12 protein-coding genes and 1 pseudogene are annotated in these 14,181 nt (G+C 39.2%); 11 read left to right on the top strand and 2 right to left on the bottom strand.

What is annotated here, in order from left to right:
* Nucleotides 1-16 precede the first annotated feature (16 nt).
* The 4 genes from lpdA (at nt 17) to IC621_RS00885 (ending at nt 5,089) form a co-directional block, all read left to right on the top strand.
* Nucleotides 17-1,438 carry a dihydrolipoyl dehydrogenase gene (gene lpdA / locus IC621_RS00900; protein ID WP_191154802.1) on the top strand — a complete coding sequence of 474 codons (1,422 nt, stop codon included), beginning with the start codon at nt 17-19 and terminating at the stop codon, nt 1,436-1,438.
* A 345-nt stretch (nt 1,439-1,783) separates the two neighbouring features.
* Nucleotides 1,784-2,776: a thiamine pyrophosphate-dependent dehydrogenase E1 component subunit alpha gene (locus tag IC621_RS00895; RefSeq protein ID WP_191154800.1), complete on the top strand. Its 993-nt coding sequence runs from the start codon at nt 1,784-1,786 to the stop codon at nt 2,774-2,776.
* 13 nt (nt 2,777-2,789) lie between these two features.
* The gene (locus IC621_RS00890; protein WP_191154798.1) at nt 2,790-3,773 is read left to right on the top strand and encodes an alpha-ketoacid dehydrogenase subunit beta; all 984 of its coding nucleotides are present in this window, start codon (nt 2,790-2,792) and stop codon (nt 3,771-3,773) included.
* Between the two features lie 29 nt (nt 3,774-3,802).
* Nucleotides 3,803-5,089 (top strand): dihydrolipoamide acetyltransferase family protein, encoded by a 1,287-nt coding sequence (locus IC621_RS00885; protein WP_191154796.1) that lies wholly within the window; start codon nt 3,803-3,805, stop codon nt 5,087-5,089.
* Nucleotides 5,090-5,255: 166 nt separating this feature from the next.
* Here the strand turns inward: IC621_RS00885 and IC621_RS00880 are convergent, their stop codons facing one another.
* Entirely contained in the window at nt 5,256-6,149 is an 894-nt protein-coding gene (locus IC621_RS00880) for a diacylglycerol/lipid kinase family protein (protein WP_191154794.1), read from the bottom strand.
* 261 nt (nt 6,150-6,410) lie between these two features.
* On the opposite strand from IC621_RS00880, the gene IC621_RS00875 reads away from it, so the two are divergent.
* From IC621_RS00875 to IC621_RS00845, 7 genes and pseudogenes are all read left to right on the top strand, one after another.
* Nucleotides 6,411-8,198, top strand: coding sequence for a methylmalonyl-CoA mutase family protein (locus IC621_RS00875; protein ID WP_191154792.1), 1,788 nt, complete (start codon nt 6,411-6,413; stop codon nt 8,196-8,198).
* Nucleotides 8,198-10,351, top strand: coding sequence for a methylmalonyl-CoA mutase (gene scpA, locus IC621_RS00870; protein WP_191154790.1), 2,154 nt, complete (start codon nt 8,198-8,200; stop codon nt 10,349-10,351). The genes IC621_RS00875 and scpA overlap by 1 nt, the downstream gene beginning before the upstream one ends.
* A complete protein-coding gene (gene meaB, locus IC621_RS00865) occupies nt 10,341-11,363 on the top strand; it encodes a methylmalonyl Co-A mutase-associated GTPase MeaB (RefSeq protein WP_191154788.1) in 1,023 nt (340 codons plus the stop codon). Before scpA ends, meaB begins: the two co-directional genes overlap by 11 nt.
* 66 nt (nt 11,364-11,429) lie before the next feature.
* On the top strand, nt 11,430-11,867 hold the full coding sequence (locus IC621_RS00860; RefSeq protein WP_191154786.1) for a BrxA/BrxB family bacilliredoxin: 438 nt from the start codon (nt 11,430-11,432) through the stop codon (nt 11,865-11,867).
* A 157-nt stretch (nt 11,868-12,024) separates the two neighbouring features.
* Complete coding sequence (locus IC621_RS00855; RefSeq protein WP_191154784.1) at nt 12,025-12,975, top strand: aromatic acid exporter family protein; 951 nt, start codon at nt 12,025-12,027, stop codon at nt 12,973-12,975.
* 85 nt (nt 12,976-13,060) lie between these two features.
* A pseudogene (locus IC621_RS00850) lies at nt 13,061-13,354 on the top strand (L,D-transpeptidase); the annotation flags it as partial.
* A gap of 139 nt (nt 13,355-13,493) precedes the next feature.
* Nucleotides 13,494-13,949, top strand: a complete 456-nt coding sequence (locus IC621_RS00845) for a CBO0543 family protein (RefSeq protein WP_191154780.1) — start codon at nt 13,494-13,496, stop codon at nt 13,947-13,949.
* A gap of 49 nt (nt 13,950-13,998) precedes the next feature.
* Here IC621_RS00845 and IC621_RS00840 read toward each other — a convergent pair whose 3' ends face one another.
* On the bottom strand, nt 13,999-14,178 hold the full coding sequence (locus tag IC621_RS00840) for an H-type small acid-soluble spore protein (RefSeq protein ID WP_191154778.1): 180 nt from the start codon (nt 14,176-14,178) through the stop codon (nt 13,999-14,001).
* Between the last annotated feature and the right edge of the window lie 3 nt (nt 14,179-14,181).

The raw sequence follows: 14,181 nt of genomic DNA, 5'->3' as shown, positions 1-14,181 counted from the left end.
AAAGGAGCTAGAAGCCATGGCTACAGAATATGATCTCGTCATCCTTGGCGGCGGTACAGGCGGTTATGTTGCCGCAATCCGTGCTTCTCAATTAGGATTAAAGGTTGCAGTAGTTGAAAAAGGAAAATTAGGAGGCACATGCCTTCACAAAGGGTGTATCCCAAGTAAAGCATTGCTTCGCAGTGCAGAAGTTTTTGCAACTACGAAAAGATCAGAGGAGTTTGGTGTAACAACTTCTGGTGTAGAATTGAATTTTCTAAAAGTTCAAGAGAGGAAGCAAGGAATTGTAGACCAGCTTCATAAAGGTGTCCAACATTTAATGAAGCAAGGGAAAATTGATGTATTTGAAGGAATTGGAAGAATTCTTGGACCATCAATCTTTTCTCCGATGCCTGGAACTGTTTCTGTTGAGATGAATAATGGTGAAGAAAATGAAATGCTAATTCCTAAAAATGTTATTGTTGCTACAGGCTCTCGGCCAAGATCATTACCTGGGCTCGATATTGATGGAGAAAAGGTGCTGTCCTCTGATGAGGCTCTTCAATTAGAAAGCTTGCCGGCATCAATTATAATAGTAGGCGGAGGTGTTATTGGAATTGAATGGGCCTCTATGCTCTCAGATTTTGAGGTAGACGTAACAGTGCTTGAATTTGCTGAAAGGATTTTACCAACAGAAGATGAGGATATCTCAAAAGAGATGCAGCGTTTATTAACAAAGAAAGGTGTCAATGTTGTAACTGGAGCGAAAGTGCTTCCCGACACGATTCAAAAAGATAATGATGTGGTAATTAATGCGGAACACAAAGGTGAGCAAAAACAATTTAAAGCTGAAAAGCTGCTTGTTTCTGTTGGCAGACAAGCAAATGTCGAAGGCATCGGTTTAGAGAACACTGATATACGAGTTGAAAATGGGTATATTTTGACAAATGAATATTTTCAAACGAAAGAATCTCACATCTATGCGATCGGGGATGTCATTGGCGGGCTGCAGCTTGCACATGTAGCATCCCACGAGGGAATTACAGCGGTTGAACATATGACAAATGAAAATCCCAGTCCAATTGACTACTCACTCGTGTCTAAATGTGTTTATAGTACACCAGAAGTTGCTAGTGTTGGCTATACAGAAGCAGAAGCAAAGGATCAAGGCCGGAATGTGAAAATAGGAAAATTCTCTTTTCGAGCAATTGGAAAAGCTTTAGTGTTTGGAGAATCAGATGGATTTGTCAAGCTTGTAGTGGATGAAGATTCTGAAGATTTATTGGGCGTACATATGATAGGGCCTCACGTCACAGATATGATTTCTGAAGCAGGTCTTGCAAGAGTACTCGATGCTACTCCATGGGAAGTGGCTCATACCATTCACCCTCATCCTACTTTATCAGAAGCAATTGGTGAGGCGGCGCTTGCAGTAGATGGTAAAGCAATTCATTCATAGTTTTTTAACTAATTAGATAGGCGTTTAGGTTTATCTTCCAAAATGAGTGGTTAAAGGGGAGACGAGTGCAATTACAAATAATTACTTGCTTATATCAACGTCTATTCTAAGCAGAAGCGATAATCTTTTAGAAATGAGCCAATTGAAAAGAGGACAAGTCCTTCTTACATATCCCACTTCTAACGGACAGTAAGCCAACAAACTGCACGTAAGAGTCCGGAAAAAGGAACACAGACAGAACGCCACTTACTGTGGCAACGTCTGTGTGACCCACATTCTTGTGGGTCTCAAGCAAACCATCAGAAGCTCTCTGATGGAAGTTTCACTTTATAGGAGGTATAAAAAATGGCTGAAAAGCGTCATGAATCATTAGGGTTAACTGATCAAGATGTTTTAGAAATATATAAAACAATGCTCATGGCTAGAAAAATTGACGAGCGGATGTGGTTGTTGAACCGTTCTGGTAAAATTCCATTTGTTATTTCTTGTCAGGGACAAGAAGCGGCCCAAGTTGGTGCAGCTTATGCTCTAGATCGTCAAAGCGACTATGTTTTACCATACTACCGAGATATTGGAGTTGTTCTAACTTTTGGAATGACTGCAAAAGAATTAATGTTATCTGGCTTTGCCAAAGCAGAAGATCCAAATTCAGGAGGCAGGCAAATGCCAGGTCACTTTGGGCAAAAGAAAAATCGAATTGTTACAGGTTCCTCTCCAGTAACTACTCAGGTTCCACATGCTGTAGGCATCGCACTTGCAGGGAAAATGGAAAAGAAAGATATTATAACCTTTGTATCATTCGGTGAGGGTTCTTCTAACCAGGGGGACTTTCATGAAGGAGCAAACTTTGCAGGAGTACATAAACTCCCTGTTATCTTTATGTGTGAAAACAATAAATATGCAATTTCTGTCCCTTATGAAAAACAGGTTGCCTGTGAAAAAGTATCTGATCGTGCAATTGGATATGGCATGCATGGTATAACGGTAGATGGAAACGATCCGCTTGAAGTATATAAAGCAGTAAAGGAAGCGGCTGATCGCGGACGCAAAGGGGAAGGTCCTACATTGATCGAAACGATCTCCTATCGCTTAACTCCTCATTCAAGTGATGATGATGATCGCAGCTACCGTGGGCGAGAGGAAGTTGCTGAAGCGAAAAAGAATGACCCAATTACAAAGTTCTCAGCTTATTTAAAAGAAACAGGCGTATTGACAGAGGAGAAAGAAAAAGAAATCCTTGATAAAATAATGAACATAGTCAATGAAGCGACTGATTATGCAGAAAGTGCTCAATATGCAGAACCAGAGTCAGCTCTGAAATATGTATATGCCGAGTAAGGGGGAAAAACAAATGCCAGTTATTTCATATATTGATGCCGTCACATTGGCCATTCGTGAGGAAATGGAACGTGATGAACGTGTTTTTGTATTAGGAGAAGATGTTGGCCGTAAAGGTGGAGTATTTAAAGCAACTGCAGGTTTATATGATCAATTTGGTGAAGATCGAGTTCTTGATACCCCGCTTGCAGAATCGGCAATTGCAGGAGTTGGTATTGGGGCAGCAATGTACGGGATGAGGCCGATTGCTGAAATGCAATTTGCAGATTTCATTATGCCTGCTGTCAACCAAATTATCTCAGAAGCAGCTAAAATACGATATCGTTCAAATAATGACTGGGGCTGTCCGATGGTAATTCGCGCACCTTATGGCGGCGGGGTTCATGGTGCCTTATATCATTCACAATCAGTTGAAGCCATATTTGCCAATCAGCCTGGCTTGAAAATTGTCATGCCTTCCACACCATATGATGTAAAAGGATTATTAAAGGCTGCCATACGTGATGAGGACCCAGTATTGTTTTTTGAGCATAAACGTGCATACCGGCTAATCAAAGGGGAAGTGCCGGAGGATGATTATGTACTGCCGATCGGAAAAGCGGACGTTAAACGAGAGGGAGAAGATTTAACGGTTATTACATATGGTTTATGTGTTCATTTTGCTTTGCAGGCTGCAGAACGACTTGCGAAAGATGGGGTTTCTGTTCATATTTTAGATTTGCGTACAGTCTATCCGCTCGATAAAGATTCGATTATAGAAGCAGCCTCAAAAACGGGTAAGGTTTTGCTTCTAACGGAAGATAACAAAGAAGGCAGTATTATGAGTGAAGTCTCTGCCATCATTGCGGAAAATTGTCTTTTTGATCTTGATGCTCCAATCATGCGTTTAGCTGGCCCGGATGTCCCAGCAATGCCTTATGCACCGACTATGGAAAAATATTTTATGATCAACCCTGACAAAGTCGAAGAAGCGATGAGAAAATTAGCCGAGTTTTAAAGCGGCTATGGAAAGAGGAGGTACTTAAAATGACAATCGAACAAATGGCGATGCCCCAGCTTGGTGAGAGTGTTACAGAAGGAACGATTAGTAAATGGCTTGTTCAAGTTGGCGATAAAGTAAATAAATATGATCCTCTCGCTGAAGTCATGACAGACAAAGTAAATGCAGAGGTCCCATCCTCGTATGAAGGTATAATCAAAGAGCTTGTGGCTGTTGAAGGTGACACGCTCTCAGTCGGAGAAGTCATTTGCAAAATTGAAGTCGAGGGCGCGTCTAGGGGAATATCTGACGCTGAGCCGAAAGACGAAGAAGTAAACGAACAACCAAAAGAAGCTGCCCCAGCTGAACCTCCTAAAGACACTTCTAACAAGAAACGATATTCACCGGCTGTATTAAGAATTGCTCAAGAAAATGACATTGACTTAGAGCAGGTAGCCGGAACAGGAGCAGGTGGACGGATTACACGCAAGGATCTGCAAACCCTTTTAGAAAGCGGAAAAGCTTCGAAAACAGGAGATGCAGCTTCAATTGCGGCGAAACCAAGCGCCGAGGAAAAAGAAACAAAACCTTCAGAGGAGCTTAAACAAGCTTCTGCGAATGTCCCTGCCTTAGCCGGCGATATTGAAATTCCAGTCAGCGGCATCCGTAAAGCAATTGCAGCAAATATGGTACGGAGTAAACACGAAGTGCCGCATGCTTGGACAATGATGGAGGTTGACGTAACTAATTTAGTAGAATACCGAAACAGTGTGAAAAATGTATTCAAACAAAAAGAAGGGTTTAACTTAACCTTCTTCGCATTTTTCGTAAAAGCTGCAGCACAGGCTTTAAAGGAATATCCGCAAATTAATTCAATGTGGGCAGGGGACAAGATCGTTCAAAAGAAAGAGATCAATCTTTCAATTGCAGTAGCTACTGATGATGCTCTATTCGTGCCCGTTATCAAAAATGCAGATGAAATGACAATCAAGGGGATTGCTCGTGAAATTACAGAACTTGCTGGCAAGGTACGTGCAGGTAAATTAACGTCTGATGATATGCAGGGAGGAACATTTACAGTTAATAACACAGGGTCGTTCGGTTCCGTTCAATCGATGGGAATTATTAACTATCCGCAAGCAGCCATTCTGCAAGTTGAATCCATTGTGAAACGCCCGGTTGTAATCAATGGCATGATTGCCGTTCGGGATATGGTAAACCTTTGTATGTCATTAGACCATAGAATACTCGACGGTCTCATTTGCGGACGTTTCTTAGGAAGAGTAAAGGAAATTCTTGAAAATACCTCTAAAGAAAATACTTCAATTTATTAATATAAGTCTTTTTTTGAAGAGATGGTTAAAGCGCCGATCGATTCTAGTTTCATCTTAGGGAGATACTTGAACTCTCAAAGTGACAAACTTTGCCCTAGGCAGAAAAAAGGTTTGTGAAAATAGTTTTGAAAAATGTGCCAATCACTAACCTGGCACATTTTTCTATTTAATTTGAAACCAGCACCTTAAAGTGCCTTTTCAGTATATTAATTTCAGCCGGTGTTTTTAAATAAACTTCTCCATCAGTATCCACTTCTCTAGGCGGATCAGTATGAAAAGATATTTTTTCTCCTTGGTAGCGCTGGATCTCAGAATATATTTTATCCCATTGTCGTTCGTCTTTTAAATTGACTATTTCCTTGATCATTTTTAAGTTTGCTTCATTAATCACTAACACGTCAAGTAAGCCGTCACTTAAACTATTTAAAGAAAAAGGCAGTTCGTTTGTCCCTATATATCTTCCGTTAGATACAAGTACCATAACACCATCATCAATTAGTTCTTTATCATCAATGACCAAATGGAATGAAAATTTGGTCATATCTTGTAAAGTCCTTATGGCACTAGTAAAATAACTAATTTTTCCTAAAATCGACTTTTCTGTTTCATCGATATTTGCAGAGGTTTCCGCAATCAAGCCAACTCCCCAAAAGTTGATAAAGAAATGATCATTGACTCGAGCTGCATCAATTTCCTGTACTCTTCCTTCCAAAAGTGTTTCTGTTGCTTTTCGTATATTTTGAGGGATATCAAGTGACCTTGATAAATCGTTACATGTTCCTCCTGGAATAATTCCGATGACTGGTCTCTTTTCCAATTTCGCAAGCCCATTTATGCATTCGTGTATGGTTCCATCTCCGCCTAAAATAAACAAGAAATCAAATAGTTCCCCATTTTGAAAACAATATTTCCTTGCATCATCTTTATTTTGCGTTGCTCTAATGACCAATTCTCCAACTTGTTGAGATAGGAGAGGTACTGTCATGCCAATTACTTTTTCAATATCCTTCTGACCTGCGTTGCCATTGTATAGTAATAAAGCGCTTTTATTAGTAAACATTTTTCGTCTCCTCTTTATTTCCGGGATAGCTGCTTCTAGACAAAATGTGGCATTTAAATGCACACCTTTTCGCGGAATTCTATATGATAGAAAAACCACTTTTTATTCTTTTTCCCCTGTGTGTAATATCTCTAAACAGCCTGTGCTTCTTGTTCGTCTATTCCATCTAATTGCTGGAATAATTAATATGTAATAAAATAAAAAATAGCACAGCATTCTAAAATATCCAAAAATGAAAACGCATTCTTTAGGAGGCATAGAATGAACAAGGGCTGGGGGAAAGAAAATCAAAAGACGGTCGAACTGTGGTTAAAAGAAGTTGAACGAGCGTTAAAGGGGAAAAACGTTGCAAGTATTGAGACATTAACATATGAAGGCATCAAGCTTAAACCATTATATACAAAAGCGGACTGCAGGCATAAGAATTTTTCTTTTGGTAAAAAAACCGGACATGATTGGACGGTGTGCCAAAAAATTCAGTTTTATTCATCTGCAGAAGATTTAAACAATCAAATTCTTAATCGTTTAGAAAACGGATTGACGACAATTTATTTAGAAGACTTTTCTTTCGTAAAATCTGGAGAGGAACTGGGTAAAGCTTTCAAGTCAATTGACTTAACGCAAATTCATTTCTTTTTCGATTTTTCTCATCATGTTGAAAAACTATCGATATTCCGGCAGTTCTTAAAAGAAAAGGTGTCAGATCTTTCAGCATTAAAAGGTGTAATCGCCTTTGATCCTCTTGAGAAGCTCATGCTTCGAGGGAATGGAGCGGGTTTTTATGATGAATTAGCAGAGCATCTGCAATGGATCGAAAAAGAATCTCCAAGCTTAAAAGGGATATTTACGAAAGGGGACCTTTATAATAGGAGCGGTTCCTCTTCTGTTCAGGAAATAGCCTATACATTCTCATCATGGCTGGAAGTACTTGATCATTTATCTTCAAGAGGCTTTTCCTACCTATATCTTGCCAAACAAACCGTATTTAGCTTTTCGATCGGCTCAGAATTTTTTACAGAAATTGCAAAACTAAGGGCTGCTAAACAAATATGGGCGACTATTATTGAGGGGTTTGAAGGACATGAAGAGTTAGATGATCCATACATCCACTGTAACACAGCCGTTTTAAACAAAACACTATCAGACGTCCATGTGAACCTATTAAGAACAACAACCGAAGCCTTTTCAGCAGCATTAGCTGGTATAACCAGTTTAAATATTGGACCATATGGGGAGATTTGCGGCAAATTTGACCAAAAAGCTGAAAGACTTGCCAGGAATACACATTATATTCTTAAAGAAGAAAGTTATCTAACGAAAGTGACAGATCCTGTTGCAGGCTCTTATTATGTGGAGAACCTCACCAATGAATTAGCCGAAAAAGCATGGAATAAAATAGGTTTTATTGAAGACAAGGGCGGTTTTTTGGAAACTCTCAAATGTGGAAAGATCCAAGTAGAAATCAATGCGATGGCTAGTACTCGAATAGGTGATATTAATACTAGGGTAAAAGGAATGGTAGGAACAACTATATTTGCAAACTTGGAAGATGACATCCAGGAATGTAAGGGCTTTCAATTCAAAAAAATGATAAATCAAAAACCAAATTTTATAGCTCCGATAAAACCGTTACGTTTAGCTGAACATTTTGAGCAGCTAAGAATAAATGCGCTTTCCTATAAGAAGAAAAAAGGCCATCTCCCAAAAGTGGGAGTTATCGTTTTGGGTAGATTAAAAGACTATAAGCACCGTTTAGACTTCATTCAGGGAATTTTATCTGCGGGCGGGTTTGAAACAGTAGCAGCAATAGAGAATGATTTAGAAATTATTAAGGGATTTCCTCTGGTTCTCCTATGCGGACAAGATCGTGCGTATGAAGAACTTGATGAAAAATCGATTACACAAGTTAAGAACAGCCTCCAGGTAAAAGAAATAATGATCGTAGGTGCTCCGCCTCGCCATTTAAGAGAATGGAAATCTATAACGAATAAAATGAATGTGTATCAGTTTTTGCAAGTGGTTTCTGAATTGCTGGAGGTGAGTGAATAATGGGACGATTAACTATTACTAACCTCGAGTTAAAGACATCCAGTAAAAGTGTTGGAAGTGATGAAAAGTCTTTTTTAACAAATGAAAATATTTCCGTAAAAAATACTTATACAAAAGAAGATATAGCGGGCTTGGACCATTTAGGTACTTTTCCAGGAGTTCCTCCATTTCTTAGAGGCCCATACGCAACAATGTATGTAAACAGGCCATGGACGATTCGTCAATATGCCGGTTTTTCTACTGCTGAAGAGAGTAATGCATTCTACCGGAGAAACCTTGCCATGGGCCAAAAAGGATTGTCGGTTGCTTTTGACTTGGCCACACACAGAGGCTATGATTCGGATCATCCGCGTGTTGAAGGAGACGTCGGTAAAGCTGGTGTGGCAATAGACTCAATTCTTGATATGAACATCTTATTTGACGGTATCCCGTTAGATGAAATGTCAGTTTCCATGACCATGAATGGCGCTGTTCTGCCAATAATGGCCTTTTATATTGTATCTGCAGAGGAGCAGGGAGTTTCAAAAGAAAAATTGATGGGGACCATTCAAAATGATATTTTAAAAGAATACATGGTTCGAAACACTTATATTTATCCGCCCGAAACTTCAATGAGAATAATAGGAGACATTTTTTCCTATACTTCTAAATGGATGCCGCGGTTTAACAGCATTAGCATTTCCGGCTATCATATGCAAGAGGCAGGGGCACCAGCTGATTTGGAGCTCGCATATACACTTGCTGATGGACTCGAATATGTTCGAACAGGTTTGAAGGCAGGACTCGACATTGATCATTTTGCTCCAAGGCTGTCTTTTTTCTGGGCAATTGGCATGAATTATTTTATGGAAGTGGCGAAAATGAGAGCTGCGCGCTATATGTGGTCATCCATTATGAAGCGATTCAACCCGAAAAACAATAAATCCCTTGCCCTTCGAACTCACTCTCAAACATCAGGCTGGAGCTTGACAGAGCAGGACCCCTTCAATAATGTGATTAGAACTTGTATGGAAGCTCATGCTGCAGCAATGGGGCATACTCAGTCGCTGCATACAAATGCATTAGATGAAGCGATTGCCCTGCCCACTGACTTTTCTGCTAGGATTGCCAGAAACACGCAGCTTTACTTACAGGAAGAAACAGGAATTTGTAATGTTATTGATCCATGGGGGGGTTCTTACTTTGTTGAAAAATTAACACATGATTTAATGGAACGGGCATGGACGCACATTGAAGAAATTGAAGAGCTTGGTGGAATGGCAAAAGCGATTGAAACAGGTCTGCCGAAAATGAGAATTGAAGAGGCAGCGGCCAAACGGCAGGCTAGAATTGATTCAAAAAAGGAAACGATTGTTGGAGTGAACAAATATAGATTGAACGATAAGGAACCGCTGGACATTTTAAGTATTGATAATACAGCAGTTCGAAATAATCAAATTGCCCGTCTTCAAAGGGTAAAAGAAAACCGAGATGAAAAAAAGGTAGAAGCTGCGCTGAATGTGATTACTGCGGCAACTTCGAGCAGTGAAGGGAACTTGCTGGAGCTTGCTGTAGAGGCAGCTCGCGTTCGGGCAACTTTGGGTGAAATTTCTTCAGCGATTGAAAAAGCTTCAAAACGGCATCAGGCAGTGATTCGTTCAATAAGCGGAGTGTACAGCTCAGAATACTCTAATGAAGAAGAAATTCAACAGGTCAGATCCTTGACTGATCAATTTTATGAGCTTGAAGGCCGCCGTCCCAGAATTTTGATTGCCAAGATGGGACAGGATGGCCATGATCGTGGTGCAAAAGTCATTGCAACGGCGTTCGCTGATCTAGGGTTTGATGTAGATGTCGGCCCGCTCTTTCAAACTCCTGCCGAAACAGCGATCCAAGCTGCCCAAAATGATGTGCATGTGATTGGAATGAGCTCTTTAGCTGCTGGACATAAAACCCTCCTTCCTCAAGTCGTTAAGGAATTAAAAAAGCTTGGAAGAGAAGATATTATCGTCATTATTGGAGGAGTCATTCCCCCGCAGGATTATCAATTTTTGCGGGAGAATGGGGCAGCTGAAATATTTGGACCAGGAACAGTGATCCCGGTTGCTGCAACCAGGGTTATTGAAACAATCCTCGAACGTCTCGGGTACGAGGAAGTGGAAGATGAGATATAAAAAGTACAATCGAAGAAAGCAAGAAATCCCGGTAGATGACTTAGTAAGCAGGCTCCAAGGAGGAGAAAGAGTCGCCCTTGCCCAGGCTATAACTCTTGTAGAAAGCAATTCAGAATATCATTTTGAAAAAGCACAGGACATCTTGCAGTCTATAACTAATCCAGCCAATCCATCTGTAAGAATCGGGATTACCGGAGTGCCTGGAGTTGGGAAAAGCACCTTTATCGATACGTTTGGCATGTATTTGTGTGAAAAGGGCCTTAAAGTAGCCGTTTTAGCGGTTGATCCTAGCAGCCAAGTATCAAAAGGGAGCATCCTTGGAGATAAAACAAGAATGGAACGCTTGGCAAGACATAAGCAGGCATTTATTAGACCTTCTCCTTCCAGCGGAACACTTGGCGGCGTAAATCGAAAAACACGAGAGACGATACTTCTTTGTGAAGCTGCTGGGTTTGATGTTATTCTAATAGAAACTGTAGGAGTTGGACAAGGAGAATTTGTTGTAAGAAGCATGGTCGATTTTTTCTTGTTGTTAGTTCTAACCGGAGCAGGTGATGAGCTTCAAACAATGAAAAAAGGCATTATGGAATTACCTGATTTAATTGTCGTAAATAAAGCAGATGGGGACAACCTGAATAAAGCAATCAAGGCCGAGCATGAGTATAATACGATCCTTCATTTTTTAAAGCCTTATACAGAAGGCTGGACAACAAAAGCAATGAGAGCATCTGCATTAAAAGAGATTGGAATTGAGGAGATTTGGAAAACGGTTGAACGTTTTTTTTCCACTACAAAGGAAAATGGGGTATTTTCAAATCGAAGAATGCAGCAAAAAAAAGATTGGCTGTATGATATGATAAAAGAACAGCTGGCCTATCAATTTTTTCATCATCCACTTATAAAAGAGAAGATTCCTTTTATTGAGAAGGGTGTGCTCGATGGTGAGAAAACAGTTGCAAATAGTGTCGAACAGCTAATTGCCGCTTTTATGAATGCTAAGGGCCTGGGATGATATATTTGCACATACTATAAAAAGCTTGATAATATTAAGAAAGAATGGTCTAAAGGAGAGATTTGCGTGAATATGGATTTTAATTTATTTATGAACGATGTCGTTCGCCAAGCTAGACAAGAAATTGTTGCTGCTGGATATACAGAATTAACAACACCGGAAGATGTAGAAGAAACATTTGCAAAAGAAGGTACTACATTAGTAATGGTTAACTCTGTATGTGGCTGTGCAGGAGGGATAGCCCGCCCTGCAGCAGCTCATTCTGTCCATTATGATAAACGTCCAGATCATTTAGTTACTGTTTTTGCAGGACAAGATAAAGAAGCAACTGCCAGAGCCCGTGAGTTTTTTGTAGGTTATCCACCATCCTCACCATCTTTTGCTTTATTAAAGGATGGTCAGCTTTTAACCATGGTTGAACGTCATGAGATTGAAGGTCATGATCCAATGTCAGTGGTGACAAAGCTTCAGGAAGCATTTGATAAACATTGTGAAGAAGTATAAGCAGGATTAGCTTTTCTGAAATGGCTAGGTCAAAAAGTGCACAAGACTTTTTAGAAAAAATGTTATAAAATATACAGTTGAAAGAGAAGATGGTTAAACAGCCATCTTCTTTCTAGTTTTATGATAATCCAGAAATGGAACGAATTGGAGTAATAACATGTTTAAAATTGGTTACCGTACGTTAAAAACTGCGCTTGGGACTACAATAGCCATTTGTCTCGCTCAATTGCTGCAGCTTGAGAACTTTGCTTCAGCAGGGATTATTACGATTTTATGTATCAAAGTAACCCAGAAAAAATCGCTCAAAAGCTCTTGGGAGCGATTCCTTGCTTGTTCTATGGCCATTCCTTTTTCCTATCTATTCTTTGAATGGATTACTTACCATCCGCTAGTAATCGGAATAATGCTGCTTGTGTTTATTCCCACAATGGTTATCCTAAAAGCGAAGGATGGGATCGTGACAAGCACAGTTATTATTTTGCATTTATTTACATCAGAGCATATAACATGGTCACTCGTCTTTAATGAGTTTGCTTTAATCGTTATAGGTATTGGAGTTGCTCTAATCATGAATCTTTATATGCCGAGTGTTGATAAAAAGCTGAAGGATTATCAAGAGAGAATCGAGGGAAACTTTGCGAAAATATTTATAGAAATCGAACATTATTTATTAACACATGACAGTGAGTGGGACGGAAAGGAAATTACCGAAACCTCACGATTATTGGCAGAGGCCAAAACCCTTTCTTTTAGGGATGTGGAAAATCATTTTTTGAGGCACGAAAATTTATACTATCATTATTTTAAAATGCGGGAAAAGCAATTTGAGATCATTGAACGAGTTTTGCCGATCGTCACCACTATTTCAGTTTCAGTAGAACAAGGGAAAATGCTTGCGGAGTTTATTCAAGATCTAAGAGAGAATATTCATCCGGGTAATACTGCACATAAATTCCTAAAAAGACTGGCGGAAATGAATGAGGAATTTGTTAATATGCCTTTACCAGAAACGAGAGGAGAATTTGAAACTAGAGCTGCCTTGCTGCATTTCGTTCGTGAAATGGAACAATATCTTGTTCTAAAAAGTTATTTTAAAGGGATCAAGTAAATGAGAGAATGTCTTTTCACCTTCAGGTTACACTAACAAAAAAAGGGTGAAAGACATGCACATTTTCATCATCTTATTGACTTTTGTTTTTCCAAATTATCGGAAAAAGGATATCCCAGGGGGAGATCCAAAAAATCCATTAGGAACCCGCTGGATTGGATTTGACGCAGACAACTCGGATGGAAGAACATTTGGAATTCACGGAACGAATCGGGACAGCTCGATAGGGTTATTTGTCACTCAAGGCTGTATAAGGATGCATAACAAGGAAGTGGAAAAGCTCTTTAGTAAAATCCCGTTAGGAACTAAAGTGCTTATTGTGAATTCGAAGACAGCTTCCTTTGAAGCTTTGGCAAAACAATATGGTGCTATATCATAAAAACAACTTTTCAGAGACACATTAATAGTAACAGCTTAGATAGTAAGGAAAAATTTGTCTTACTATCTTTTTTTCGATAGGATACATGAAAAATTTTGGGGAAGTTATTTCTATCTTCACAATGAGGAGCTATTTATCCATGGAAAAAATCATTTTGTGGTTGCTGGTCATAATCGGAATCATCCTATTTGTTATCAGTTTTAAAAAACCACCATTTAAAAACTGGATAATCGTTTTCTTATTGACCTCTTACTTCGCAGAATTTCTTGGTGTTTTAGTTGTAGAAGAGAAAATGCTCGAATATCCCAAAAGGTTTTTAAGTTCATATTTCTCATCCAGCATTCTTTACGAATATCTGCTATTTCCGGTTGTTTGTGTTTATTTTTGTCAAACAACCTATACATCAAAATTTCTCAGCATTGTTTTTCAATGTATATTGTATACTTCTGCGTTAACGATAACGGAAGTTTTCTTTGAAAAAAATACCGACTTAATTAAATACCATTCATGGACATGGATGCACACGTTTATAAGCACTTTTATTCTAATGATGTTTATCCGTTTCCTTATCCAAATGATAAATAAGAAGAAATAAAATTAACGGTACCAGGTACCAGAGGTTTCTGGTACCGTTACCGCAATCGCTAAACTTCTTTGAGCTCAGAAATTTCTACTTCTGTTCTTTCCTCTAAAGGCCCTCTTAAATGTACTGTAGCTGTTTTACCGTCTTCATTAATTTTATCAATCCATACAGACGATTCATTATACTTAACATCAATATCAGCTGAGGATGAAAGAATTTGTTTTATACGCTTAATATCCATTTC

It is taken from the genome of Metabacillus arenae (genome assembly GCF_014773385.1).
Classification (GTDB): Bacteria; Bacillota; Bacilli; order Bacillales; family Bacillaceae; genus Metabacillus_D; species Metabacillus_D arenae.
Note: the sequence above shows the minus strand (reverse complement) of the source record. Positions and strands in the feature narration are given on the sequence as shown.

Coding starts and splice junctions, on each gene's coding strand:
- IC621_RS00890 (WP_191154798.1), top strand. CDS start 2,790: ATGCCAGTTATTTCATATATTGATGCCGTCACATTGGCCATTCGTGAG.
- IC621_RS00875 (WP_191154792.1), top strand. CDS start 6,411: ATGAACAAGGGCTGGGGGAAAGAAAATCAAAAGACGGTCGAACTGTGG.
- IC621_RS00855 (WP_191154784.1), top strand. CDS start 12,025: ATGTTTAAAATTGGTTACCGTACGTTAAAAACTGCGCTTGGGACTACA.
- IC621_RS00845 (WP_191154780.1), top strand. CDS start 13,494: ATGGAAAAAATCATTTTGTGGTTGCTGGTCATAATCGGAATCATCCTA.
- IC621_RS00885 (WP_191154796.1), top strand. CDS start 3,803: ATGACAATCGAACAAATGGCGATGCCCCAGCTTGGTGAGAGTGTTACA.
- IC621_RS00895 (WP_191154800.1), top strand. CDS start 1,784: ATGGCTGAAAAGCGTCATGAATCATTAGGGTTAACTGATCAAGATGTT.
- scpA (WP_191154790.1), top strand. CDS start 8,198: ATGGGACGATTAACTATTACTAACCTCGAGTTAAAGACATCCAGTAAA.
- lpdA (WP_191154802.1), top strand. CDS start 17: ATGGCTACAGAATATGATCTCGTCATCCTTGGCGGCGGTACAGGCGGT.
- IC621_RS00880 (WP_191154794.1), bottom strand. CDS start 6,149: ATGTTTACTAATAAAAGCGCTTTATTACTATACAATGGCAACGCAGGT.
- IC621_RS00840 (WP_191154778.1), bottom strand. CDS start 14,178: ATGGATATTAAGCGTATAAAACAAATTCTTTCATCCTCAGCTGATATT.
- meaB (WP_191154788.1), top strand. CDS start 10,341: ATGAGATATAAAAAGTACAATCGAAGAAAGCAAGAAATCCCGGTAGAT.